At 58.0% G+C, this 24,831-nt stretch carries 17 protein-coding genes; 14 read left to right on the top strand and 3 right to left on the bottom strand.

All coding sequences use genetic code 11. The annotated features are described in order from the left end of the window. Window positions 1-6: 6 nt before the first annotated feature. Window positions 7-459, top strand: a complete 453-nt coding sequence (gene tsaE, locus GWR55_RS08725) for a tRNA (adenosine(37)-N6)-threonylcarbamoyltransferase complex ATPase subunit type 1 TsaE (RefSeq protein WP_162401921.1) — start codon at window positions 7-9, stop codon at window positions 457-459. A gap of 281 nt (window positions 460-740) precedes the next feature. On the opposite strand, the gene GWR55_RS08720 is transcribed toward tsaE, so the two are convergent. Continuing rightward, window positions 741-1,898, bottom strand: a complete 1,158-nt coding sequence (locus GWR55_RS08720; protein ID WP_162401920.1) for a radical SAM protein — start codon at window positions 1,896-1,898, stop codon at window positions 741-743. Window positions 1,899-2,095: 197 nt separating this feature from the next. Here GWR55_RS08720 and GWR55_RS08715 point away from each other — a divergent pair, with 197 nt between their 5' ends. The 7 genes from GWR55_RS08715 (at window position 2,096) to GWR55_RS08685 (ending at window position 15,319) form a co-directional block, all read left to right on the top strand. Continuing rightward, window positions 2,096-3,022 carry a restriction endonuclease gene (locus GWR55_RS08715; RefSeq protein WP_162401919.1) on the top strand — a complete coding sequence of 309 codons (927 nt, stop codon included), beginning with the start codon at window positions 2,096-2,098 and terminating at the stop codon, window positions 3,020-3,022. A gap of 241 nt (window positions 3,023-3,263) precedes the next feature. Beyond that, entirely contained in the window at window positions 3,264-3,962 is a 699-nt protein-coding gene (gene rplA / locus GWR55_RS08710) for a 50S ribosomal protein L1 (RefSeq protein WP_370521432.1), read from the top strand. A gap of 92 nt (window positions 3,963-4,054) precedes the next feature. Further along, a complete protein-coding gene (gene rplJ, locus GWR55_RS08705) occupies window positions 4,055-4,741 on the top strand; it encodes a 50S ribosomal protein L10 (protein ID WP_162401917.1) in 687 nt (228 codons plus the stop codon). A gap of 148 nt (window positions 4,742-4,889) precedes the next feature. Continuing rightward, on the top strand, window positions 4,890-5,267 hold the full coding sequence (gene rplL / locus GWR55_RS08700; protein WP_162401916.1) for a 50S ribosomal protein L7/L12: 378 nt from the start codon (window positions 4,890-4,892) through the stop codon (window positions 5,265-5,267). Between the two features lie 636 nt (window positions 5,268-5,903). Next, the gene (rpoB, locus tag GWR55_RS08695) at window positions 5,904-10,376 is read left to right on the top strand and encodes a DNA-directed RNA polymerase subunit beta (protein ID WP_162401915.1); all 4,473 of its coding nucleotides are present in this window, start codon (window positions 5,904-5,906) and stop codon (window positions 10,374-10,376) included. A gap of 179 nt (window positions 10,377-10,555) precedes the next feature. Further along, window positions 10,556-14,746 carry a DNA-directed RNA polymerase subunit beta' gene (rpoC, locus tag GWR55_RS08690; protein ID WP_162401914.1) on the top strand — a complete coding sequence of 1,397 codons (4,191 nt, stop codon included), beginning with the start codon at window positions 10,556-10,558 and terminating at the stop codon, window positions 14,744-14,746. Window positions 14,747-14,920: 174 nt separating this feature from the next. Further along, complete coding sequence (locus GWR55_RS08685) at window positions 14,921-15,319, top strand: cupin domain-containing protein (protein WP_162401913.1); 399 nt, start codon at window positions 14,921-14,923, stop codon at window positions 15,317-15,319. 126 nt (window positions 15,320-15,445) lie between these two features. On the opposite strand, the gene GWR55_RS08680 is transcribed toward GWR55_RS08685, so the two are convergent. Next, entirely contained in the window at window positions 15,446-15,886 is a 441-nt protein-coding gene (locus GWR55_RS08680; RefSeq protein WP_162401912.1) for a TonB family protein, read from the bottom strand. A gap of 235 nt (window positions 15,887-16,121) precedes the next feature. Between GWR55_RS08680 and GWR55_RS08675 the strand changes: the two genes are divergently transcribed. The 3 genes from GWR55_RS08675 (at window position 16,122) to GWR55_RS08665 (ending at window position 18,898) form a co-directional block, all read left to right on the top strand. Continuing rightward, a complete protein-coding gene (locus GWR55_RS08675) occupies window positions 16,122-16,835 on the top strand; it encodes an ROK family protein (RefSeq protein ID WP_162401911.1) in 714 nt (237 codons plus the stop codon). A gap of 411 nt (window positions 16,836-17,246) precedes the next feature. Further along, window positions 17,247-18,482 carry a sensor histidine kinase gene (locus GWR55_RS08670; protein WP_238398729.1) on the top strand — a complete coding sequence of 412 codons (1,236 nt, stop codon included), beginning with the start codon at window positions 17,247-17,249 and terminating at the stop codon, window positions 18,480-18,482. Window positions 18,483-18,640: 158 nt separating this feature from the next. Continuing rightward, window positions 18,641-18,898 carry a GlsB/YeaQ/YmgE family stress response membrane protein gene (locus tag GWR55_RS08665; protein ID WP_162401910.1) on the top strand — a complete coding sequence of 86 codons (258 nt, stop codon included), beginning with the start codon at window positions 18,641-18,643 and terminating at the stop codon, window positions 18,896-18,898. A gap of 45 nt (window positions 18,899-18,943) precedes the next feature. Here the strand turns inward: GWR55_RS08665 and GWR55_RS08660 are convergent, their stop codons facing one another. Beyond that, window positions 18,944-21,268, bottom strand: coding sequence for a bifunctional diguanylate cyclase/phosphodiesterase (locus GWR55_RS08660; RefSeq protein ID WP_162401909.1), 2,325 nt, complete (start codon window positions 21,266-21,268; stop codon window positions 18,944-18,946). Window positions 21,269-21,691: 423 nt separating this feature from the next. On the opposite strand from GWR55_RS08660, the gene GWR55_RS08655 reads away from it, so the two are divergent. The 3 genes from GWR55_RS08655 (at window position 21,692) to pyk (ending at window position 24,773) form a co-directional block, all read left to right on the top strand. Continuing rightward, a complete protein-coding gene (locus GWR55_RS08655) occupies window positions 21,692-22,177 on the top strand; it encodes a thioredoxin family protein (RefSeq protein ID WP_162401908.1) in 486 nt (161 codons plus the stop codon). 47 nt (window positions 22,178-22,224) lie between these two features. Continuing rightward, window positions 22,225-23,073, top strand: a complete 849-nt coding sequence (locus GWR55_RS08650) for a YihY/virulence factor BrkB family protein (RefSeq protein WP_162401907.1) — start codon at window positions 22,225-22,227, stop codon at window positions 23,071-23,073. 128 nt (window positions 23,074-23,201) lie between these two features. Further along, window positions 23,202-24,773 carry a pyruvate kinase gene (gene pyk / locus GWR55_RS08645; protein WP_370521420.1) on the top strand — a complete coding sequence of 524 codons (1,572 nt, stop codon included), beginning with the start codon at window positions 23,202-23,204 and terminating at the stop codon, window positions 24,771-24,773. Window positions 24,774-24,831: the final 58 nt, after the last annotated feature.

Raw genomic sequence — 24,831 nt, 5'->3', positions numbered from 1 at the left:
TGAAGATTGGCTAAAGAATTTTCGCGGGAGAAGAGGTTTCGTTCACGGAGCGTAGCGGGCACGCTGGCCCTCGGAGAGAGAATTGGGGAGATTCTGCTGCCTGCTCCGAAGCTGGTGGTTTTGCGAGGCGAAGTCGGTGCAGGGAAGACGACGTTGGTGAAGGGAATTGCAGCCTCTCTGGGCGCGGCGGTGGAAGAAGACGTTACCAGTCCCACCTTTACGCTGGTGCATGAATATGTGGGATCGAAGGTGAGGATCTATCACCTGGACCTTTACCGGCTGGAGACGGAAAGGGAGCTGGCAACGCTGGGTCTCGAAGAGATGATCGCGGAGCCGGATGCTCTGGTGCTGGTGGAGTGGGGAGAGCGGTTCGAGAGCATCGTTTCGCGCATGGATGCGGAGATTGCCATGGAGCACGGCGAAGGCGATGAGCGCGGAATGATGGTGCGGTGGAACTGAGGGGCTTCTGCGTGTTGAGGATGGACTGCGGTTCAGGTAACGCCGAATGTCTCAGGTGCTGAATTCATTGGGCGCTGCAACACAGTTTTTGTTTAGCAGCAGAGGGCAGCGGCAGGGCCGTGGAGACTTGCGGTGGTTCCGCTGCCGGACGGTGTGCACAGGCGTCTTCTCCAGCCTGTGGCAGAGGATGGATCGTCGACGGGTTCTTCGGGTGAGGGTGGAAGAGGTGAGGCGTGCAATCCACTGTCGTTGCATTCTTGTTCTCCCATAGGGTGAGTGGCTCAGGCAAAGAGACGTTGCTGTTGCGGTGCGGTGACGGGTGGCTTGCGCGTGGATGAGCGTTCTGGATCGGGCGGGCGAGGATCGGCAGGCCGGTTGAAATCGACTGCGATCCGGATGTCAGATTCCTGGCCGTCGAAAAAACGGCGGTTGAGGCCGTGACGTTCGCGTGCCTGCTGGACGAGACGGCTGAGGTGCTGGGCATAGGACTTCGCGGCAAAGTCGGCGTGGTCGAAGCGGCGGTGATAGTCGGCGACGAGGTGAGGGAAGTGCTCCCGAACGAAGCTCAGGTAAGTAGGACGGGAGCACGGCTTGAGGAAGAGCGGGTTGGCGGCGAAGAAGCTGGCGTTGGCCTGGGCGGCGTATTGGGCCATGCGGTCGATGGCTTCCTCGGTGTCGGTGATTCCCGGCAGCAGGGGCGAGCAGAGGATGCCGGTGGTGATTCCGGCCTGACGGAGGCGGCGGACCGTATCGAGGCGGAGGTCGGGACGGGGAGCGCGGGGCTCGAGCAGCCGTGCAAGGGCAGCGTCGGGTGTGGTGATGGTGATGTGGACGGTGAGGCGGTTGCGGCGATTGATCTCCTGCAAAAGGTCAGTGTCACGCAGGATGAGGCGGGACTTGGTGACGATGCCGATGCTGTAGCCGGAGTGGCGGGCGAAGACCTCCAGCAGGCTGCGGGTGATGCGGGCGCGGCGTTCGATGGGCTGCCAGGGATCGGTGGCGGTTCCGATGGCGATCTGGTCGTGGGGATGGTGGCGGCGCAGCTCCTGCTCGAGCAGCCAGGCGGCGTTCTGCTTGAGGAAGATGAGGCGCTCGAAGGTGTTGGGGTCGCGGAAGTCGGGCTGGCCGGGCTGCGGCGGCTGGTCCGGGCGCGGAGCCATGAACTCGTGGGTGTAGCGGGCGTAGCAGTAGCGGCAGGCGAACTCGCATCCGCGGTAGGGGTTGATGCTCCAGGCAATCCAGCTCATGCGTTTGGAGATGGAGCGGTTGAGGATGCTGCGAACCTTTAGGGTGCGGAATTCGATAAGGTGTCCGTCGTCGGCGTGGGTGGATTCGAAGGCCATGCGGGCGAGGCCGGTGGCGGGGCGTGGGGAGGGCTGGGCTGCATCCTGATTGAGGATGGGGAAGAGCGATTCGGCGGGTTGGAGTATTTTCGCCATTTGTTCGCCTTACTGACACGAGGATAGGGCGGCAGGATGACGGCGTCAAGCGGGAATTTTGAACAGCAGGATTAGATTTGCCCAGCATTAAGATCGGGGAAGTATCCAGTTTACCGGTACTTGCTCTTTGTGAGACGCGGTGGTTGTGCTGGGAGCGTTACAATCAAACGATCCCATACTCATTGAGCAACTGGACGATGGCAATTCCTGATTACCAATTCCTTATGCTCCCTGTTCTCAGGGAGGCAGCTCAAGGAGAAGTACGTATCGGAGCAGTTGTTGAATCACTCGCGGATGAGTTGGCCCTGAGTTCCGAGGATAGGTCAGCATTGTTGCCGTCAGGCAAGCAATCGATCTTTAGCAACCGCGTTCATTGGGCCAAGTCTTATCTCAGCAAGGCAGGACTCGTTGAGCTCACGAAGAGAGGCCATTTCAAGATCACCTCCCGTGGGCAGGAGATCCTGGCCTCCAACCCCAGCGCCATAGATAATCGCTTTCTGAATCAATTCGAGGAATTTCGAGAATTCCGGCGTCGAACTGACGAGACCGATGAAACAGTCTCTCAACCTCAAGTCTCGAGTGGTCTGTCTGATCAGAAGGAAACGCCAGATGAAATCATGCGTGCGGCACACCGACAAATTGAAACAGCACTTGCGCAAGATCTTTTGGCTCGGGTTCGTAGCGCACCACCTGATTTCTTCGAGCGCCTCATAGTAAACCTGCTCCTCAGTATGGGGTACGGCGGTACGAGCGCCGATAAGGCAGGTCGTACGCTCGGACGCGCCGGTGATGATGGCGTGGATGGTGTGGTCGATCAGGACATTCTGGGCTTAGATCGCGTATACATCCAAGCCAAACGGTACGCCGCTGGGAACAACATCGGTTCCGGCGCAATCCGTGACTTCTTCGGCAGTCTTGACCGTCACAAAGCAAACAAGGGTCTCTTCGTAACAACTTCGAGCTTTTCTCAATCCGCCAGAGAGACTGCCGACTTTTTGAGCAAGCGCATAGTTCTGATCGATGGCGATCAACTCGCGGAGTTAATGATCCGCCAGAATATCGGTTGCCGCATCGAAGAAACACTCGCCATTAAGAGTGTTGCCGAGGAATTCTTCGAGGCATAGACCTGCGTGTGAGCCATGGAAAATCGTTTTGACATCATTCGGGAAATCAAATCAGCCGATTAGTCACATATGTCGGCATCTCGGACTTAATGTGGCCGTTGGACCCAAAAATGTTGCTTCGCCTCCGGTTTTAAGGCATACTGAAAGGAACGTCTCAACTCCCCGTTGAGACCAGTCGATGACCACGCCCCGGAGATTTGTTTCCGAGAGGGGTGGGAGATGAGGGAAGATGGCTAGGAAGATCTCCAAGAATCTGGCGAAGGCGCGCGCGCTCGTTGAGCCCCGTCCTTACGTTTTGGCGGACGCTGTTCCGCTTCTCCAGAAGGCAAAATACGCAAAGTTTGATGAGACGGTTGACCTGACGATGCGGCTGGGTGTGGATCCCCGGCATGCCGATCAGATGGTTCGTGGCACCGTCGTTCTGCCGCACGGCCTGGGTAAGACCAAGGTCGTGGCCGTAATCGCTTCGGGCGACAAAGTTCGCGACGCTGAGGCGGCGGGCGCTGAGTTCTTCGGTGGCGAAGAGCTGGTTGAGAAGATTCAGAAGGAAGGCTGGACGGACTTCGACGCCCTGATCGCGACCCCCGACATGATGAAGTCGGTCGGACGCCTGGGTAAGGTGCTCGGTCCCAAGGGCCTGATGCCCAACCCGAAGACCGGAACCGTGACCACGGATGTGGCTTCGGCGGTCAAGGAGATCAAGGCCGGTAAGGTTGAGTTCCGCACCGACAAGACCGCCCTGGTCCACGTTCCTGTGGGCAAGCTCTCGTTCGATCCGCAGAAGCTGATCGACAATGCGACGACCGTCATCACGAGCGTCGTGAAGGCGAAGCCTTCGGCTGCAAAGGGCAAGTACATCAAGGGCGTAACGCTGAGCTCGACGATGGGTCCCGGAATTCAGCTGGACTACTCGGCGGCAGAGGCTGCCGGCAAGGCGTAGACGCCGGGTTCGGTTGCACAGTTTTTGTCGCCACAGGTGCGACGGATAAATTTCAGCCGGTCTTGAGGGCCGGCAGTGAAGGCTAGGATTTTATGGCACTGTCCAGATCACAGAAGTCGGATAAGGTAAAGAAGCTCGCGGCAGAGCTGGAGACCTCGACCTCGGCCATTATCGGTACGTTTACCGGATTGACCGCGGGGAAAGATTTCGAGCTTCGCAAGGCGGTCCGCGCAGCGGGTGGAAGCTATCACGTTGTCAAGAACAAGCTGGCGGCACGTTCGGCCGAGGGAACCAAGGTCGAAGAGGCTCTGCGGGGCCTGAAGGGTGTCAGCTCGGTTGCATATACCTCGGGTGACCCGGTTGCGCTGGCAAAGGCGCTGTCGACCTGGGTGAAGGATAACTCGGAGTTCACCTTCAAGCTTGCGATCGTGGACGGCAAGGTATTGTCGGTCCAGGAGATCGGCGAGCTGGCGACGATGCCGGGCAAGGAAGAGATCTTTGCCAAGCTGCTGTTCCTGATCAATGCTCCGGCCCAGCGGCTGGCAACGGTGATCAACGCAACCGGACGCGATCTGGCGGTGGTGATCAACCAGGGTGTCGAGAAGGAGAAGTTCACCGGATCGGCTCCTGCGGCTGCGGCGGCTCCCGTAGCCGAGGTGGCTGAGGCTCACGCTGAAGAGGCGAGCGCCGGCGAGCAGCCTTCGGGCGCAGCGCAGCCGGAGAACGCAACGGCGTCGCAGGCTGGCGAGGCGGCAACGACGGAGCCGGCAGAGGGCTAGTCGGACGGATCAAAGTTTCGTTCGGTCTTCTTTAGGTGCGCTGGTCTGGGCGCGTCGGAAACCCGGAGAAGGTCGGGCAATCGGAAGAGGGGAACTTCTTTCGAAGAGGTAATCGGTGGTACAAAGTTTAGAAGTATTGGAGATAAAAATGGCGGACATTCAGCAGTTGGAAGATCAGATTGTTAGCCTGAGCCTGCTTGAGGCATCGGCTCTGGTGAAGAAGCTCGAAGAGCGTCTTGGCGTTTCGGCAGCGGCTGCGGCCGTGGCAGCGGCCCCCGCGGGCGGCGGTGCAGCGGCGGCTGCTCCTGCTGAGGAGAAGACCGAGTTCACCGTTATCCTGAAGGATGCCGGCGCGAACAAGATCAACACCATCAAGGCTGTACGCGAAGTCACCGCTCTTGGCCTGAAGGAAGCCAAGGATCTGGTTGACGGCGCTCCCAAGCCTCTGAAGGAGAATATTTCGAAGGATGATGCAGCTGCCATCGCGAAGAAGTTCGAGGGTGTTGCGACCGTCGAGATTAAGTAACAACCGGTCAGTTGCGCATTCGGGCGGAACGGGATATTCTTTATAAGAAGATTCGTTCCGCCTGTTGCGTTGCAGTGCGGGGTATTTGAAGATAGCGTTATAGGAGTTGTACTCCGGTCCATCCTCTCGGGCGAGAGGTTAGGGGGCCGGCCATCATGCGTCTCTTGCGGCGGAGATGTATGGTGTAACAGGTTTCAGGCATACAGCAGCGAATTTGGGGCAAGGCGAGCCTCAAAATGGCGGCAGACATTCCTATTATTACGAATGAAATAGTGCACAAGTCGATCTTTGCGCTCGCGGGACAAGCTGTCCCTTCGAGCGCTTTGCCGTGTTTCGCAGTATTTCGACCCAAAACAGTCAATCTTTCACGTCCTACGCGTTCCTTATAGCAGATTCCGCTCGGATGGAGCGGGTTAGGTGTGATGAAAAGTTTTTGAAGTTTTTCAGAAGGGTGCCGCCGGGGAAAGGGTGGCGAAGAATTTTGCGCACGGGCTGGCCGAAATCGAGGACGGCACAACCCGATGGGACCAGGGGCGCAGGAAGAACAAACCAGGAGAGCCAGGGCCGGGGCTCTCCCCCTTTGGATGAGGAAGACATCCACGAAGGGACCTCGAAGGTACGTATTCAGGAGAGAGCATGTCCAGCGAAATGCGCGCGATCCGCAGTCGTCTTGATTTTTCCAAGATTCCAACCGCAATTGAGATTCCTAACCTTATCGAGGTGCAGCGCCGCAGCTACGAGCGCTTCCTGCAGATGGATAAGCTCCCCCAGGAGCGTGAGGACAATGGACTTCAATCGGTCTTTACCTCCGTCTTCCCGATCACCGACTTCCGCAATGTGAGCGAGCTTGAGTTTGTCGATTATTCGATCGGCAACTGGGAGTGCAAATGCGGCTACCTGAAGGGGCTGAACCACCTGCGCACAGCCTGCGTCAACTGCGGCCACATGGTGATCACCGATCCCTTTCACCCGGGCGATGTCCTCTGCGGTTTCTGCGGAACCTACAACAAGAACACTCCTGACTTCTGCACCAAGTGCGGCGACCCGGTGGGTCTGCAGCTGAAGTACGACCAGGCTGAGTGCGAAGAGCGCGGCATGACGTATTCGGCGCCGCTGAAGGTGACTATTCGCCTGAAGATCTATGACAAGGACCCGGAGACGGGTGTGAAGACCCTGCGCGACATGAAGGAGCAGGAGGTCTTCTTTGGCGATATTCCGCTGATGAGCGCCAATGGCACCTTCATCGTCAACGGCACCGAGCGTGTGATCGTCTCGCAGCTGCACCGTTCGCCTGGCGTCTTCTTTGAGACGGCGAATAATCGCACCTACTTCCTGGGCAAGATCATTCCGTACCGCGGCAGCTGGGTGGAGTTCGAGTACGACCAGAAGAACACGCTGTACGTTCGTATCGACCGCAAGCGTAAATTCCTGGGCACGATCTTCCTGCGCGCTCTCGGCCTGAGGACCGACGAGGAGATCCTGAAGACTTTCTATACCGTCGACACGATCAACGTGAAGGACGGCAAACTGACCTGGAAGGTGGCTCCGGAGGGAACTCCGACCAACCTGCAGGGAACCCGTCCGGCGGGCGCGATTTCGGTCAAGGGTGAGGAGATTGTCCCTGCGAGCCGCAAGATCTCCGGACATGCGCTGAAGTCGTTGCGTTCGCACAATGTGGAGGAGGTTGAGGTCGAGACCTCGGAGCTGGATGGCGCAATGTCGGCAGCTGACGTGGTTGACCTGACGACGGGCGAGCTGCTTTACGAGGCGAACCAGGAGCTGACGGCAGACAAGCTGCACAAGATCGTGCAGTCAGGCGTAACCAGCTTCGAGATCTTCTTCCCGGAGCGCGATGATGTGGGCAACATCATCACCAACACGCTGCGCCGCGACTCGGTCCGCAAGCCCGAAGAGGCTCTGATCGAGATCTACCGCAAGCTCCGTCCGGGCGATCCTCCGACCCTGGATACGGCGACGGCGCTGTTTGAGGGAATGTTCTTCGATCCTCGCAAGTATGACTTCTCGCGTGTGGGCCGTCTGAAGTTCAACATCAAGCTGTACGAGAATGCCGAGGCTACCGGCCTTGATCGCCGCACGCTGACCCCTGAGGACTTCTACGGCACGATCCGTTACCTGCTGAAGCTGCGCAAAAACATCGGCGTGGTGGATGACATCGATCACCTTGGCAACCGACGCGTCCGCGCGGTGGGCGAGCTGATGGAGAACCAGTTCCGTATCGGCCTGGTTCGCATGGAGCGCGCGATCAAGGAGAAGATGTCGGTCTACCAGGAGATGTCGACGGCGATGCCGCACGACCTCATCAACGCCAAGCCGGTGATGGCGGCGATCCGCGAGTTCTTCGGAAGCTCGCAGCTTTCGCAGTTCATGGACCAGACCAATCCTCTGTCGGAGATCACGCACAAGCGCCGCCTGTCGGCCCTTGGGCCCGGTGGTCTGTCGCGTGAGCGTGCGGGCTTCGAGGTTCGCGACGTACATCCGACCCACTACGGCCGTATCTGCCCGATTGAGACCCCGGAAGGTCCGAACATCGGTCTGATCTCGTCGCTGAGCTGCTTTGCGCGCATCAACGAGTACGGCTTTATCGAGTCACCATACCGCCGCGTAAAGGAAGGCCGCGTTCTGGACTATGTCCAGGTGACGAACGCGGGCGAGAGCGGGCTCCGTCAGGGCGACTACCTGGAGACGAGCGAGGCGCTGAAGCTCAACGAGCAGCTGAAGAAGGACAAGAAGCGGACGATGGAGCTTGCTCCGTTCAGCTTCTACCTGTCGGCGTGGGAGGAGGATCGTCACACGATCGCTCAGGCCAACGTTGAGCTCGATGAGAACCAGAAGATCGTTCAGGACATCGTGGATGCGCGGCGTCAGGGCAACTTCGTGCTGGTGAACAAGGCCGAAGTCGATTACGTTGACGTTTCGCCGAAGCAGCTGGTCTCAGTCGCTGCCTCGCTGGTTCCGTTCCTCGAGCACGACGACGCGAACCGCGCCCTGATGGGTGCGAACATGCAGCGCCAGTCGGTTCCGCTGCTGGTCTCCGAGGCTCCGTTCGTCGGAACCGGTATGGAAGGCGTAACGGCGCGCGACTCAGGCGCTGTGATTCTGGCCAAGCGTAACGGCATCGTCGATTCAGTTGACTCCGAGCGCATCATTATTCGCGTTGAAGGCGAGCATCATCCGACGCAGCTTTCGCGTGAGGTGGGATCGGACATCTATCAGCTGACGAAGTTCAAGCGTTCGAACCAGAACACCTGTATCAACCAGAAGCCGGTAGTCCGCAAGGGCGACCGTGTTCTGAAGGGGCAGGTGATCGCTGACGGTCCGTGCACGGAGCAGGGCGAACTTGGTCTTGGCCGTAACGTGCTGGTGGCGTTTATGCCATGGCGCGGATACAACTTCGAGGACGCGATCCTGATCTCGGAGAAGCTGGTGAAGGAGGACTACTACACCTCCATTCACATCGAAGAGTTCGAGATCGAGGCTCGCGATACGAAGCTTGGGCCGGAGGAGATCACGCGTGATATTCCGAACGTCAGCGAGCACGCTCTGCGTGATCTCGACGAATCGGGCATCATTCGTATCGGCGCGAAGATCTCGCACAACGACATCCTCGTCGGGAAGGTTACACCGAAAGGCGAGACGCAGCTCACGCCGGAAGAGAAGCTGCTGCGCGCGATCTTCGGCGAAAAGGCCGGCGATGTCCGCGATGCTTCGCTGACCTGCCCTCCAGGAATCGAAGGCACGGTCGTGGACGTCCGCATCTTCTCCCGCAAGGGACAGGAGAAGGACGAGCGCGCCAAGCAGATCGAGCAGGAGCAGATTGAGAAGCTGGAGCGCAACCTGGCTGACGAGATTCGTATTCTCACCGACGAGCGTCTGAAGCGTCTTGAGGCGATTCTGGGAGGCAAGGAAGTTCAGGCCGATCTCCACGACGAACGTACGAACAAGAAGCTGCTTTCGAAGGGTGAGATTCTGAACCGCGACACCATCGAGCTGATCTCGACGCGTAACCTGAAGCGCATTCGTTATGCCGACAAGGATCCGCGCGTCAACGAGCAGATCGACGAGATCGAGGAGATGACTTCGCGTCAGATCGATGTTCTGCGCAAGATCACCAACGAGAAGATCAGCAAGATGGGCAAGGGCGACGAGCTCGCGCCCGGCGTGATCAAGATGGTGAAGGTCTACATCGCCATGAAGCGTAAGCTTTCGGTCGGCGACAAGATGGCCGGCCGCCACGGAAACAAGGGTGTCATCGCCCGCATTCTGCCGGAAGAGGATATGCCGTATCTTCCGGACGGAACGCCGGTCGAGATCGTTCTGAATCCGCTGGGCGTGCCTTCGCGTATGAACGTCGGACAGATCCTCGAGACACACCTTGGCTGGGCTGCTCATGAACTCGGCAGGCAGGTGGCCGAGGCTGCGCAGAAGATGGAGTCGGCCGCTGAGGTGCGTGAGCTCTTCAAGGCTCGATTTGCAGGGACGGCTGCTCTGAACCAGCTGCTGAAGCTGGACGATGAGCAGACGCTGCGCGTGGCTGCGGGCATGAAGCGCGGTATCTGGTTCGGCACGGCGGTCTTCGACGGCGCCCGTGAGAACGAGATCAAGGCGCTGCTGGCTTCGGCCGGGCTGCCGAGCTCGGGCAAGAGCGAGTTGTATGACGGCATGACGGGCGATGTGTTCGAGCAGCCCGCCACGGTCGGCTACATCTACATGCTCAAGCTGTCTCACCTCGTCGACGACAAGATCCACGCGCGTTCGATCGGACCGTACTCGCTGATTACCCAGCAGCCGCTGGGAGGTAAGGCGCAGTTCGGCGGACAGCGCTTTGGAGAGATGGAGGTCTGGGCCCTTGAAGCATACGGCGCAGCCTACATCCTGCAGGAGCTGCTGACGGCGAAGTCCGACGATGTGTATGGCCGTACGAAGATCTACGAGGCTATCGTGAAGGGCGAAGCTGCCATTGAGCCTGGCGTGCCGGAGTCGTTCAACGTGCTCATCCGTGAGCTCCAGTCGCTCTGCCTTGACGTGGAGCTGGTGAAGCAGGCGGACCAGAAGAAGCAGCCGGTGCCGACGATCGCCGCGGCCGACTAAGAACCTGATGACGGTGAGGTCATCCTGAGGATGACCTCACCGTCGCCACTCTCCTTTGAGGAGTGGCAAGACAATTGAAATTGAGCACCAGTACCAGAACCGCGGCAACGCGATACGCCGGGAGTTATCGCAGAGACATTGAGTAACCGCAGCGACATGCTGCAACGGAGACGATAAATATGTTCCGCTCCAGTCCTTTTGAACTAACCGGTCCGATCGCTGATTTCGACGCGATTAAGATTCAGCTTGCCAGCCCGGAAAAGATTCGCAGCTGGTCGCATGGCGAAGTCACCAAGCCGGAGACCATCAACTACCGTACCTTCAAGCCGGAGCGCGACGGCTTGTTCTGCGCCCGCATCTTCGGTCCCATCACGGACTGGGAGTGCCTGTGCGGAAAGTACAAGCGCATGAAGCATCGCGGCGTGATCTGCGACAAGTGCGGCGTCGAGGTGACGCTCTCCAAGGTTCGCCGTGAGCGCCTGGGCCACATTGAGCTTGCCTCGCCGTGCTCGCACGTGTGGTTCTTCAAGGGACTTCCGTCGCGTATCGGCCACCTGCTGGATATCTCGCTGCGCGAGCTTGAGGCAGTTCTCTACTTCGAGAGCTATGTCGTTGTGGATCCGGGTGACGCACCGGTGAAGGAACGCGAGGTTATCAAGGACGAGAATCGCTTCCGTGAGCTTGATCAGCAGTACCGTCCCAGTGGCTTCAAGGCCATGATGGGTGCAGAGGCGATCAAGGAGCTGCTGAAGCGCGTTGAGGTTACCGAGCTGGCGATTGAGCTGCGCGAGCGCATGAAGCAGGAGTCCTCGCTCCAGAAGAAGCTCAAGTACTCCAAGCGTCTTAAGATCGTTGAGGCCTTCCGCAAGTCCGACAACAAGCCGGAATGGATGATCCTCGACGTGATCCCCGTCATTCCGCCTGAGCTTCGTCCTCTGGTGCCGCTGGATGGTGGCCGGTTCGCGACCTCGGATCTGAACGATCTGTATCGCCGCGTGATCAACCGTAACAACCGTTTGAAGAAGCTGATGGATCTGCACGCTCCTGAGGTCATCGTCAGGAACGAGAAGCGCATGCTGCAGGAGGCCGTCGACGCTCTGTTCGATAACGGCCGCCGTGGCCGCGTTCTGCGTGGCGCGAACAACCGTCCGCTGAAGTCCCTCTCCGACACCCTGAAGGGCAAGCAGGGCCGCTTCCGTCAGAACCTGCTCGGCAAGCGCGTCGACTACTCGGGCCGTTCCGTGATCGTGGTTGGACCTGAGCTGAAGCTGCATCAGTGCGGTCTTCCCAAGAAGATGGCGCTCGAGCTCTTCAAGCCCTTCATCTATCACCGTCTGGAACAGACCGGGCACTGCACGACCATCAAGCAGGCCAAGGAGATGGTGGAGCTGCAGGAACCGATCGTCTGGGACATCCTCGAAGAGGTCATCAAGGATCATCCTGTTCTGCTGAACCGCGCTCCGACGCTGCACCGCCTCGGCATTCAGGCCTTCGAGCCTGTGCTGGTGGAAGGTAAGGCCATCAAGATTCATCCGCTGGTCTGCACCGCCTTCAACGCAGACTTCGACGGCGACCAGATGGCTGTGCACATTCCGCTGTCGCCTGAGGCGCAGATTGAGGCCAGTGTTCTGATGCTTGCCTCGCACAACATCCTTTCGCCGGCGAGCGGACATCCGATCACTGTTCCGACGCAGGACATGGTGCTTGGTCTCTACTACCTGACCAAGGCCAAGGTGAACGCCAAGGGTGAGGGCCGCGTCTTCGCGAACATCGAAGAGGTGCTGATGGCGCTCGAAGCTGGACAGGTGGAGACACTGACGCCGATTCGTCTGCGTTACGCGGGGCCTGTCCTCGATATGACCACGGCGTATGACGACCAGGACATCCTGCATACGGAGCCGGTCGAGTTCAACAAGCAGTACGTCAACACAACGGTTGGCCGCGCCATCCTTAACGACGCGCTTCCCGAAGGCATCCCGTATATCAACGGCCTGCTGAAGAAGAAGGGAATCGGCCAGCTGGTGAACTACTGCTACCTGAACCTCGGGTTGGAGACAACAGTCAAGACACTGGACCGGATCAAGGACCTGGGCTTCCGTTACGCTACGCGTTCGGGCCTGTCGGTCGGTCTGGATGACATGGTCATTCCAGCATCGAAGTACGTTGCAGTTGCCGAGGCTGAGAAGCAGGTCATTAATGTGCAGCAGCAGTACCTTGATGGTGCAATCACGAATGGTGAGCGCAACAACAAGGTCATTCAGATGTGGTCGGGAGTCACCGAAAAGGTGGCCGACGAGATGTTCAACAACATGAAGCGCGCGGATAAAGAAGGTTCGATGAACCCGATTTACATCATGGCAGACTCCGGCGCTCGTGGTTCAAAGCAGCAGATCCGTCAGCTCTCGGGTATGCGCGGTCTGATGGCCAAGCCCTCGGGCGAGATCATCGAGACTCCGATTACCGCAAACTTCCGTGAGGGTCTGACCGTGCTGCAGTACTTCATCTCGACGCACGGCGCTCGTAAGGGCCTTGCGGATACCGCTTTGAAGACCGCTGACTCGGGCTACCTGACTCGCCGACTGGTCGATGTGGCGCAGGATGTCATCATCTCGCAGAACGACTGCGGCACGGTGGAGGGCATCTATGTGACCCCGATCATCGAGGCCGGCGAGACCATCGAGCCGCTGCGCGACCGCATCATCGGCCGTGTGTCGCTCGAGAGGCTCAAGGACTTCGAAGGCAATGTGATCGTCGACATCAATCAGGAGATCGACGAGGAGTTGGCGAGCGCAATCCAGGCTGCCGGTATCGAGAGAGTGAAGATTCGCTCGGTGCTGACCTGCGAGTCCAAGCGCGGCGCCTGCATCCTGTGCTATGGCCGTAACCTGGGTTCGGGCAAGATGGTCGAGATGGGCGAAGCCGTCGGTGTCATCGCGGCGCAATCCATCGGTGAGCCCGGAACTCAGCTCACGATGCGTACCTTCCACGTCGGTGGTACGGCATCGCGCGTCTCCGATACTTCGCACATCGAAGCGAAGAATGCCGGAACGGTGCGCTTCATCAACCTGGTCACGGTTCGTTCGAAGGCAGGCGATCTGGTAGCGATGAACCGTAATGGTTCTGTTGCCGTGATCGACGACAAGGGCCGCGAGAAAGAGCGCTATGCAATCGTTTACGGCGCGAAGCTCAAGGTGGAAGACGGAGCTGCTGTTTCACTTGGCGACCGTTTGGGCGAATGGGATCCGTACACGTTCTCCATCCTGACGGAGATTGCGGGTACGGTTCAGTTCAAGGACCTGCAGGAGGGCGTCACGCTGCACGACGAGATCGACGAGGTCACTGGCCTTTCGCGTCTGGTCGTTGCGGATTCGCCGGATGAGAAGCGTCAGCCGACGATCCTCATCAAGTCGCCGCAGGGCAACAAGCGTTACCTGATGCCGAGCCGTGCTCATCTGATGGTGGCCGATGGCGACGAGATCTTCCCCGGCGATGTGCTGGCGAAGATTCCGCGCGAGACCACACGCACCAAGGACATCACCGGTGGTCTTCCGAGGGTCGTTGAGCTCTTCGAGGCCCGCAAGCCGCGTGATCCTGCGATCATCTCGAAGATCGACGGTGTCGTGCGCTTCGGTGACGTCTCCAAGGGACAGCGCAAGGTCTACGTCACGGCTGACAACGGTCAGGAAGAGGAGTACTCGGTCCCGCGTGGCGTCTACGTCAACGTTCAGGAAGGCGAGCGTCTCCGCGCCGGCGATGCGCTGATCGACGGTCCACGCAATCCGCACGACATTCTTGAAGTGCTCGGCGAGCGCGCACTGCAGCAGTACCTGGTGAACGAGATCCAGGAGGTCTACCGTCTGCAGGGTGTGGCCATCTCGGACAAGCATATCGAGACAATTGTGCGGCAGATGCTCCGCTGGGTGAAGATTGAAGAGGTCGGTGACACGACCTTCCTGATCGACCAGCAGACGGACCGTTTCCGCTTTGCCGAAGAGAATCAGCGCGTTCTGATGAACGGCGGCAAGCCGGCGATCGGCCGCAGCCTGCTTCTCGGTATCACGAAGGCATCGCTCTCGACCGACAGCTTTATCTCGGCTGCGAGCTTCCAGGAGACGACCCGCGTTCTTACGGAGGCTTCCATCAACGGCGCAGTGGATACATTGCGCGGTCTGAAGGAGAATGTCATCGTCGGTCGCCTGATCCCCGCCGGAACAGGAATGGAGTACTACCGCACCGTTCAGCTCTCACCGGAACTGGAGGAAGCGGCTGCCCAGGTCCAGGCTGAGGTTCAGGAGGCGCATGATGCGGAAGAGCGTGAGCTCGAGGCCATGCGTATGGAAGGCGAGCAGGAAGAGATGGCTGCCGAGTAGGTGCTCGCGGATAGCGCTTCGCGCAAAAGCAAAAGAACGGCAGAGCTTCGGCTCTGCCGTTCTTTCTTGGCGCACGAATATTTTGCACAGAGATCAACGACTGCTTATCCGGAACGGCTACAGAATCCATTCTTGCGCTGTTCCCAATTTATTCATTTTCAGGAGAGATGAGATATGGAGATCAAACGAGTTGGATCGCAGCCCTCAGGAAAAGGATCCTCGGACTACTTTACGGGAGTGGTTCGTATCGACCCGATCTTCGGAGCACCGGAGCCTGCGCGGATGGTAATAGCCAGTGTTACGTTTGAGCCGGGCGCGCGGACGGCGTGGCATACGCATCCTCTTGGCCAGACATTGCTTGTGATTGCGGGATGCGGACTGGCGCAACGTGAAGGAGGGCCTGTCGAAGAGATCCATCCGGGAGATGTGATCTGGTTCAGCCCGGGAGAAAGACACTGGCATGGAGCTGCTCTCTCGACCGCAATGACTCATATCGCAGTCCAGGAGAAGCTGGATGGCAAGACTGTCGACTGGATGGAGCAGGTGAGCGACGAGCAGTATCAGGCGCGATAACGCACCACGGCTCCGTCCACTCCTGACCGAGTTCTCTTGCGGCTCAGAGCAATAGGCGCAAATGTTACTTGCAAGAGAGATGCGGGCCGCAGAGGGCCCGCATCTTCATCTCTCGTCGACAGAAAACTAGCGTGCTGGGGTGAGGTTGATCTCGAGATTCAGAGGGAAGGCTACCGGCTGATTGCTGACTGTGCCGGGTTGGAAGCGGTACTGGCTTACGGCCTCAAGAACATTGTGATCGACAATGGGGCCCGCCGATTTCACAATCTTCAGCTCCGTGGGCTTGCCTTCGGCATCTACGACCATGCCGACAGTAACGGTCTTGTTGGCGGCGACGTCGGTCCAGGGACGAGTGATGTCCGAGTTGACGCTGACCGAGTAGACGAGCTTGGGGGCAACCACGCCCGTAGAGATGCGCAGGGGCCGGTTGATGGCGGTACCGCGGTCGGCGGTTGCTCCAAGCTCAGAGCTGGAGGCAAGCGCAAACTGATGTTGGGCAGGCGAACTTGCCTGAGCGTGAAGCAGGACGGGAGAGAGAAGGAGAGTGGCCAGAAGTGCTTTACGCATTGATTTCTCCATTAACTAAATAAGTACCCATCACCATTATGTAAATGAATCGATACGATTGTCAATCGATAATGATTGAGAAGAATAAATTGTTGAATCTAAAGCCATTATCTGGAGGTAATTTGCGGGATGGGTTGATTTTTTACAGGATGGTTAAAATTGGGTAGTGCAGCATACGACAAGCCATTCAGTAACTTCCGCTGCCTTTCTTTCATCAGCCTGTATGCTTTCGAACATGAAAAATGTTCTGGTGATCGATATCGGCGGTACACATGTGAAGGTCGCTTCAACGACACAGCGTGTGCCTCTCAAAATTCCATCGGGTCCTTCGATGGCGGCTGCTGACATGGCGCAGCAGGTTCTTCTTGGAACGCAGGGCTGGAAGTACGACCATATCTCGATCGGTTATCCAGGGCCTGTCGTGCACGATCATCCGCTCGCAGAACCGCACAATCTCGCAAAGGGGTGGATTGATTTTCCGTATCAGAAGGTCTTCAAGAAACCGATCCGGTTCGTGAATGATGCGGCGATGCAGGCTCTTGGCGGCTACAAAGGCGGCCGGATGCTCTTCCTTGGGCTGGGTACAGGGTTAGGCTCTGCAATGGTCTTCGACGGATATGTGATCGCACTGGAACTGGCGCACCTGCCCTATCGAAAGGGCAGAACGTACGAGGAATATCTCGGCAAGGATGGTCTGGATCTCAGGGGCAAAAAGAAATGGCGCAGGTCGGTGCTGGACGTCGTTGAAAGGCTTAAGAACGCCCTCATCTGTGAATACGTATTGCTCGGGGGAGGAAACGCGAAGCTGATGAAAGACCTGCCTCTCCATGTCATCGTTGGCGCGAACAGCAATGCGGTTGAGGGAGGCATACGTCTCTGGCAGGAGACGGAAGAGCTGAAGGCGCCGATGGAGACAAAGCGAAGGAGACCAGCGCGCAAACGGCGATAAAAGCGCGCAAGGTCGCTAAACGGAGTCTGGCTGCAAAGATTGCGTAGATCGGCCGATCGGGCCTATGAGGGAAGGAAGTTTCTGAAGCAAAGTGCCTGCCGTCGGAATCTTTGTTTTAATCGAAACGAACGCAGTTCAGGGGAGGTTGGTACGATCGCAGCTTCAGTCAGTCTCGAAACCGCCTCGACTTTGTCGGAAGGGGAGCTGATTGCTGCAGCTCCAGCCGAGCCTACGCCCATAGATCGGATTATTTCTGCGTTACGCACCATTCCGGTGCTGGACGGATTGACCGACAGGGAATACGAGTGGCTTGCTGCTCATTCGACGGAACGTGTCGGTCCCGATGGCGCGCTGATCTTCCGTGAAGGTGAACCGTCGCAACACACACACATCATCTTGCGAGGTGATGTCATGGCTCAGCGTCGTAAATCTGGTCCAGTAGCCCTCTTCGTTGGCCGAACGTCCCGGCTTACCGGAAAGCTTCCATTTTCACGCATGAAGACGTGGGGCGCAGATGGACGAAGTGTCGGCCCGGTCTGGGTTCTGGATATTCATGAGGACCTCTTCGAGGAGATGCTGTGCGCGATTCCTTCGATGGCACAGCGTTGCGTCTCCCTGCTGCTCGATCGGGTACGAGACTTTACGCGTATGGAAGAACAGGCGGAGAAGCTTCTGGCTCTGGGGAAGCTGGCTGCCAATCTGTCACACGAGCTGAATAATCCGGCATCAGCGGCGCAGCGTTCGGCGGCCAGCCTCTCGACGGAGTTGCGCGAAGCCGATGAGGCGAAGTACCGCCTTGGCCGACTCTTCTCCTCCGAAGAAGAGCTGAACCGCTACAAGGCCTGGGTGAAGAATGCACGGGAGTATGTGCGCGCTTCCTCTGGATTTTCGCCGCTTCCGCAGAGTCCCCTTGAAGCGACAGATCATGAAGAGGAGGTCGCCCGATGGCTGGAACAGCATCACGTAACTTCTGCCTGGACGATTGCTCCTTCATTGGCTGAGGCACGGCTTCCCCTTCCCATGCTCGATTCTTTAGCCGAGGCGATCAGTCCTGAAGTTCTCTCTCCTGCGCTTGAAACCTTTGCCAGTGCCCTTCGCGTTGAGCGAATGGCTGATACGGTGGTGGACTCCAGCGGCCGCATCTTTGAGTTGATCAGCGCGATCCGCGGCTACTCCTTTATGGATCAGGCCGCCGTTCAGGATGTGGATCTTCCTGCTTCGATCGAAAACACGCTGGCGATGTTCCGCTCCCGAACGGCAAATGTGAAGATTACGCTGGAGTACGATGAAGGTTTGCCGCTGGTAAGCGCCTACGGCAGTGAGTTGAACCAGGTGTGGTCGGCACTGATCGAAAACGCACTGGATGCGATGCACGACCATGGGACGCTGAATATCGCCATCCGGGTGACAGGACAGACGGTAATCATCGAGATTCTCGACGATGGGCCGGGAATCCCGGAAATCATTCAGTCTCGCATTTTTGAGCCTTTCTTTACGACCAAGCCGATCGGGACTGCCATGGGGTTGGGACTCGACCGCGTGCAGCGGATTGTCAATAAGCACGGGGGGTCTGTAGCGATGGAGTCGAAGCCCGGTGCGACCTGTGCCCAGGTGCGAATCCCCATCAATCGTCTGCGGGCCTACTGAAGCAACTTTCCTGCTGTGTATACATCCTGTATCGACGGGCTAAAAAATCATTCTTTTCAACGTTCGGTTTCGGCGGCAGGTGGAGTATGCTGGTGCGCACAATCGGGTTTTGATCCGGGCCAACACCCGGAAAACTCAAGCACCTGGAGGGAGCTTCCATGTTCAGCCTGCTTTGGACTGCAATCATCGGGCTTGTTGTCGGTGCACTCGCCAAATTGATCATGCCGGGAAAGGATCCCGGCGGAATCCTCGTGACCATGATCATCGGGATCGCGGGGTCTTTCCTCGGTACCTTCCTCGGAAGAATGGTTGGACACTACCAGGAGGGCCAGGCGGCTGGCTTCATCATGTCGCTGATCGGAGCCATCATCCTGCTGGCGATCTACCACTTCTTCAGACGTCGACAGGCAGTGTAACCAGGATAATCTGCGGCTTCATCTGCTGCATCTGAGTTCGCAAGGCTATATGTTCTGCATGACATTGATCCCGCTGTAGCCCTGCATCGAACTTACGAACTCCTTTGCACTTACGGGATAGCCGAGATAGTTGCCCTGGGCCTCATCGCAGCGGCGCCGCATCAGAAAGCGGAGTTGCTCATCGCTCTCCACGCCTTCGGCTACCACCCGAATGGCAAGGCCGTGCGACATGGCAATGATGGTTCGAACTACGGCCGCTGCGTTGGGATCGGTTCCGGCCTGCCGGATGAAGCTGCGGTCAATCTTCAGCCTGTCCACCTGGTACTGCAGCAGGTAAGAGAAGCTGCAGAATCCGGTGCCGAAGTCGTCGATGGAGATGCGTACGCCGAGTTCGCGGATCTGTTGCAGCTTGTCCAGATTGGGGCCTGAGTTCACCATCAGGATGTTCTCGGTGATCTCAATCTCCAGATGCCTTGGGGCAAGCCCGCTCAGCGCCAGAGCACGTTCGATTACCTGAACCAGGTTCCGTTGTTGAAACTGCCGCGGAGACAGATTGACTGAGATGGTCACATCGGATCCCATCTCATCCTGCAGCGCCTTGCCTTCGCAACAGGCAGTCATGAAGACCCATTCCCCGATAGGAACGATCAGGCCGGTCTCTTCGGCCAGGGGGATGAACTGGGACGGCGGCACATTCCCCAGCCGGGGATGGTTCCAGCGGAGAAGCGCCTCCACGCCCGTGATCAACCCTGTCGTCAGGGAGATTTGCGGCTGATAATGCAGGACGAGCTCGGCGTTGGTCAGCGCATGGCGCAGAGCATGTTCCATCGACAAGCGGTCCGCGGTCTCCTTCAGCATGTCTTCGCTGAAAATCTGATACTGATTGCGCCCGCTCTCCTTTGCCGCGTACATGGCGGAGTCCGCGCGCTTCAGCAGGTGCTTTGCGTCCTGCGCGAAATCGGGATAGATGCAGATGCCGACGCTTGTGGTGACGCTGACCATCTGGTCATCCACCAGCATCTCTGGCGACATGCGGGACAGCAGATTCAGGGCGCAATGCTCGACATCGGTAACACTGGTGATGTCGGGCATGACGACGACGAATTCATCGCCGCCGACGCGAGCAACGATGTCTGTGCTGCGCACGCAGCGGCGAAGGCGCGATGCCGTCTCGATCAGGATTTGATCCCCCGATGCGTGGCCCAGGGAATCGTTGATGCGTTTGAACTGGTCCAGGTCAATGACGAAGACCGCAACCTTTGTTCCGTAGCGTCGCGCCCGTTCTACGGCTTCGACGGTCTTGTCCTGCAGGAGCGCACGACCCACCAGCCCCGTCAGCTGATCGTGCGTAGCGAGGTGGGTGACGTACTGGAGCATCTGTCGGCGCTCCGTGATATCAAAGGCGATCCCGACAAAGCCTTTGATCTCACCCGTATCCGACGTTACGGCCCTCATGGCCAGATTGATCGGAGTACGGCTGCCATCTCGTCGAACCAGCGTCCACTCCTTCTCCTGCATCTCGCCGTCTCGCACTCCGGCCGTAAGTACTTCGAATCCGCCGCTCGCGAGAGCCTCTTCCCCTGGCGTTGTCTCGGCGCTTGCGGAGATAAGCTCACGCTCATCATGCAGAAGCGTGAGCGACGCCTTGCCTACCAGTTCGTCACGGCTGTAGCCGCTCAGCTTCTCCGCAGCGAAGTTCATTGCGGTAATGAGACCTTCGACGTCGGTCGCGATAATGCTGAAAGGGGCGTGCTGGAAGATGGAGTCGTTGAATTCCACCAGTTGCTCGTACCTGGTCTGGGCGGCCTTAACGCTGCTGATGTCAGTGCAGGTGATCGCAAGACCGTCCTCCAGCTTTACGGCCTGGTAGCGAACCCATGTGGCGGGCCAGCCTGTATCGGGAGGTACAGGGTATTCGTCCTTCATCGGAAGGCCGGTCTCGACTACGTCGCGGTAACGGTCCAGCCTGCCCGAACTCTCGATGTCCTGGATCGACTCGCGAAGCGTCTGGCCGACCAGGCCATCTCCATAAACGCCAACCAGACGTTTCGCATTGTCATTTACGTAGCGAATCCGAAAGTCTGTAATCCTTCCAGTGGAATCGCGAATTGCTTCCAGAATGGAGAATCCATCGAGGCTCGCTTCCGCTGCCGCGATAAACCGGGAGTATTCCTGTCCGCGCTGCTTGCCCTCGAGTGTGGTCCTGCGCTGTCGCCAGCCAAACCAGGCTGCTGCTGCAAGGCCGGTCGCAACCAATGACGTGGTTGCGATGTCTGGTCGAGCCGTTGCGTGAGACACACGCGGAGCCACAGCTACTGCTGCACAGACCGATGGCGGGGCCGGGTTGCACCACCATGATCGCAGCCGCATCAGAGGGCTAACCACCCAGCGCCTCAAGAAAATTGATCCGAAACTTTACTGCAGGGTCGACAGTCCACATTAGCCTAAAGTGAAACACCTCGCGATTACGTTAATGATGCAAAGTAGCACCCGGCCATCCGCTTTTCAAAGAACTTTCCTCAAGCAAGCCTCAGTCCTGCTGCCGTTTTATAAAGGCTGCTGCATCTAAAAGATGCATAGAATGCGCTTGATGCGATCTTCTCCTATGACGAATTTCCCGGTGGGTTACGAAGGTCTATAGACCTACATATACCGCTGGTGTTACAGGACGTGACGAAAGACTCCTCCAGCGGCGATCCATGCCGCTCCATTTCCCGGTTTGCGACCAGAAGGATCTCTCAGGCATCATCAGAAAGGGGCGAGTCCCCGGGCAAGATGGAGGGCCATTACACCATGTCTCGAAAACTCTCTTTGCTGACTGCAGTTATGTTCGCGGCAGTATCCATTCCGCAGAGTGGGCATACGCAGATGAGGGTGCCCTTCGTGAAAAAGCATCTCTATTCAGAAACTGCCAATCCCAGGGCCGACATTGCAGCAGCGTTGAAGCAGGCAAAGGCCGAGAAGAAGCGCGTGATTCTTGATTTTGGTGGAGACTGGTGCGGCGACTGCCAGGTGCTCGACATCTATCTGCACCAGAGCCCAAACGTTGAGTTGCTTCAGAAACATTTCGTGATGGTCCACATCGATATCGGTCGCATGGACCACAATGTTGATGTTGCTGCGAAATACAAGGTCCCCATTGAGAAGGGAGTTCCTGCTCTCGCTGTGCTCGATGCCAACGGTACGCTGTTGTATTCGCAACGGAACAAAGAGTTCGAAAACATGAGCAGAATCACACCGCAGGATGTCACGGCTTTTCTTAAGCGCTGGAAGGCTTGATACACAAGATTGATCGCGGACTGGTTCACGGGGCTTAGACTGTATCCGTGAAACGACTGCTGTATATTCCCCGCATCACGCATCGCGCCGTGGTGCGGGCTATCGATCACGGTGTCTTGAGCCTTGCCCAGGCCTCGGCGTACTCCGCGATTGTGGCGCTGTTTCCGGCTCTGATCGTCGCTGCCGCTCTAATCGCCCTGTTGCCCGATACCGCGCCGGTTCGGGCGCAGCTTGGCGAATTTTTCGCACGCGTACTTCCTCCAGCCGTTATGCCGGTGCTCGAGGGATATTTTGTTGCCTCGCCCCACGCCAGCAAATCCACACATGTTGTGGTCGGGTCTGTGCTCGTTTCCATCACTGGCGCGTCCAGCGTGATTGCGACCTTCATGGAGGGATTTCGCAGGGCATATGACCTTCCCTTCAACTGCTGGACGTTCTGGCGTCGTCGCGCCCGAGCGTATGCTCTCGTGCCGCTCTCTCTTATTCCACTGGGGATCTCCAGCTCCCTGATTATCTTTGGCCATGTTCTGATCTACTGGATCGCGGCCCACGTTCCGTCCTCCATCCGGTCCGAGGTTTACATCGTGGCCCTCATCATCCGCTGGTCGGTGACGCTTACCGGCTCCGTCGGGCTGATCGCGCTGATCTATCATATGGGCACGCCCATCCGGCAGCCCTGGAGGCAGGTATTGCCCGGCGCGATTGCGGCTACCGTCATGTGGTTTGTAACCACGCTGGCATTTGGCTGGTATGTAACCAGGTTCGCCAACTATTCCCAGGTATATGGCTCGCTGGGGGCTGGAATTGCCCTTCTCTTCTGGCTGTACATCGTCTCACTCAGCGTCCTGTTTGGCGCCGAATTCAACTCCTCCTACCGTCTGCACCAACATCCTTAAGAGGAATGACTGAACCGTTTTACCCCAAGTGGGGCTGGCACGGTTAGAATGGCGAACGTACAGATAAATTGGTCATGCCATCGGGGATACTTCCGCGACGGTTCACAAAAAAGGATCCAGCAGCACTTATGACTACCTCCGCGAATCCCATGCTTCTCGATACTGCTTCCAAAGGAATGCTCCGCGGCCGTCGTGCCAAGATCGTGGCAACTCTGGGCCCCGCTTCCAGTTCGATCGATGTCTTTCGGCAGCTCGTCCGGGCAGGGCTGGACGTTGCCCGCCTCAACTTCTCTCACGGCTCACACCAGCAGAAAAGCGAACTGATCCAGATGGTTCGCCAAGTCTCCCGCGAAGAGGGCAAACCAATCTGCATTCTGGCTGATCTGCAGGGGCCGAAGATCAGGACCGGAAAGCTGAAAGATCACAAGCCGGTCCAGCTCGTTGCGGGCAAACAGCTCATTATCACGCCACACGAGATTGCAGGCACGGCCTCCATGGTGGGAACCACCTTCACGACACTGGCCGAAAATCTTGAGTCTGGTTCCCGCATTCTGCTCTCCGATGGACTGATTGAGCTGAGAGTTGAGCAGATCAAGGGCGGCGATGTCATCTGCAAGATCATCAATGGAGGTCTGCTGGGCGAAAATAAGGGCATCAACCTGCCTGGGATTCCGGTAAAGGTGCCATCGCTGACGGAGAAGGACGAAGAAGACCTCGTCTTTGCGATTGGCGCAGGCGTAGACACCGTCGCCGTCTCCTTCGTGCGGACGGCTGACGATATTCGCCACGTCAAGAGCCGGCTGGCGGCCCTCAACTCCGATGCCTGGATCGTTGCCAAGCTGGAGAAGCCACAAGCGATCGAACATCTGGACTCCATTCTTGAAGCGACAGATGCCATCATGGTGGCGCGTGGTGATCTGGGAGTTGAGGTTCCTCCCGAGAAGGTTCCGGCCATCCAGAAGCACATCATCCGCCGTGCCACGGAGTATCGAAAGCCGGTCATTACCGCAACCCAGATGCTGGAATCGATGATCGAGAATCCGCGCCCCACGCGCGCGGAAGCATCTGACGTCGCCAATGCCGTCTACGACGGCACGGATGCTGTCATGCTCTCCGCTGAAAGCGCGGCAGGGAAGTATCCGGTCGAGGCTGTCGCCATGATGGCCAAGATCGTTGCTGAGACCGAAGAGCAGATTCGTCTTGATCCTCCGCCGTCGACTCGTCATCCACGCGGCGTGCGCCTATCGGTCGCTGAGACCATCTGTGAATCGATGGCGCATGCGTCAGACGATCTTGACGTTGCTGCCATTGCGATCTTCACCGAGAGCGGAGCAACCTCGCGCCTGCTGTCAAAGTATCGTCCTGACCCGCCCATCTATGCTCTCTCTCCCTTCGAGAAGGTCATTAACCGCTGCATGCTTCTTTGGGGGACGTACCCGATCCTCTGCGGCCGCTTTCATGACACGGATGCCCTGGTCAACATGGCGGAAGAGATTCTCGAACGCCATGGCCGGGTTCGCGAGCACCAGATTGTCGGCATCGTCGCCGGCACCCGTACTCGATCAGGAGCGACCAATTTCATGAGGCTTCACATGATAGGCGACAGGGATATCGAGCAGAATTCTGTGGAGACGCAGACTGCCTCAAAAAGCGAAGGTGGCAAGGCCGCAAAGAAACCTGCGAAGAAAAAGAAGAACTAGTCCAAAAGCAAAAACAGAAAGGCCGCCCTCATCTCAACGGGCGGCCTTTCTGCTGGTT

Origin of the sequence: Edaphobacter sp. 12200R-103, from assembly GCF_010093025.1 — a bacterium.
Lineage (GTDB): Bacteria > Acidobacteriota > Terriglobia > Terriglobales > Acidobacteriaceae > Edaphobacter.
The sequence above is the reverse complement of the archived record's forward strand: the minus strand, read 5'-3'. Positions and strand labels throughout refer to the sequence as shown.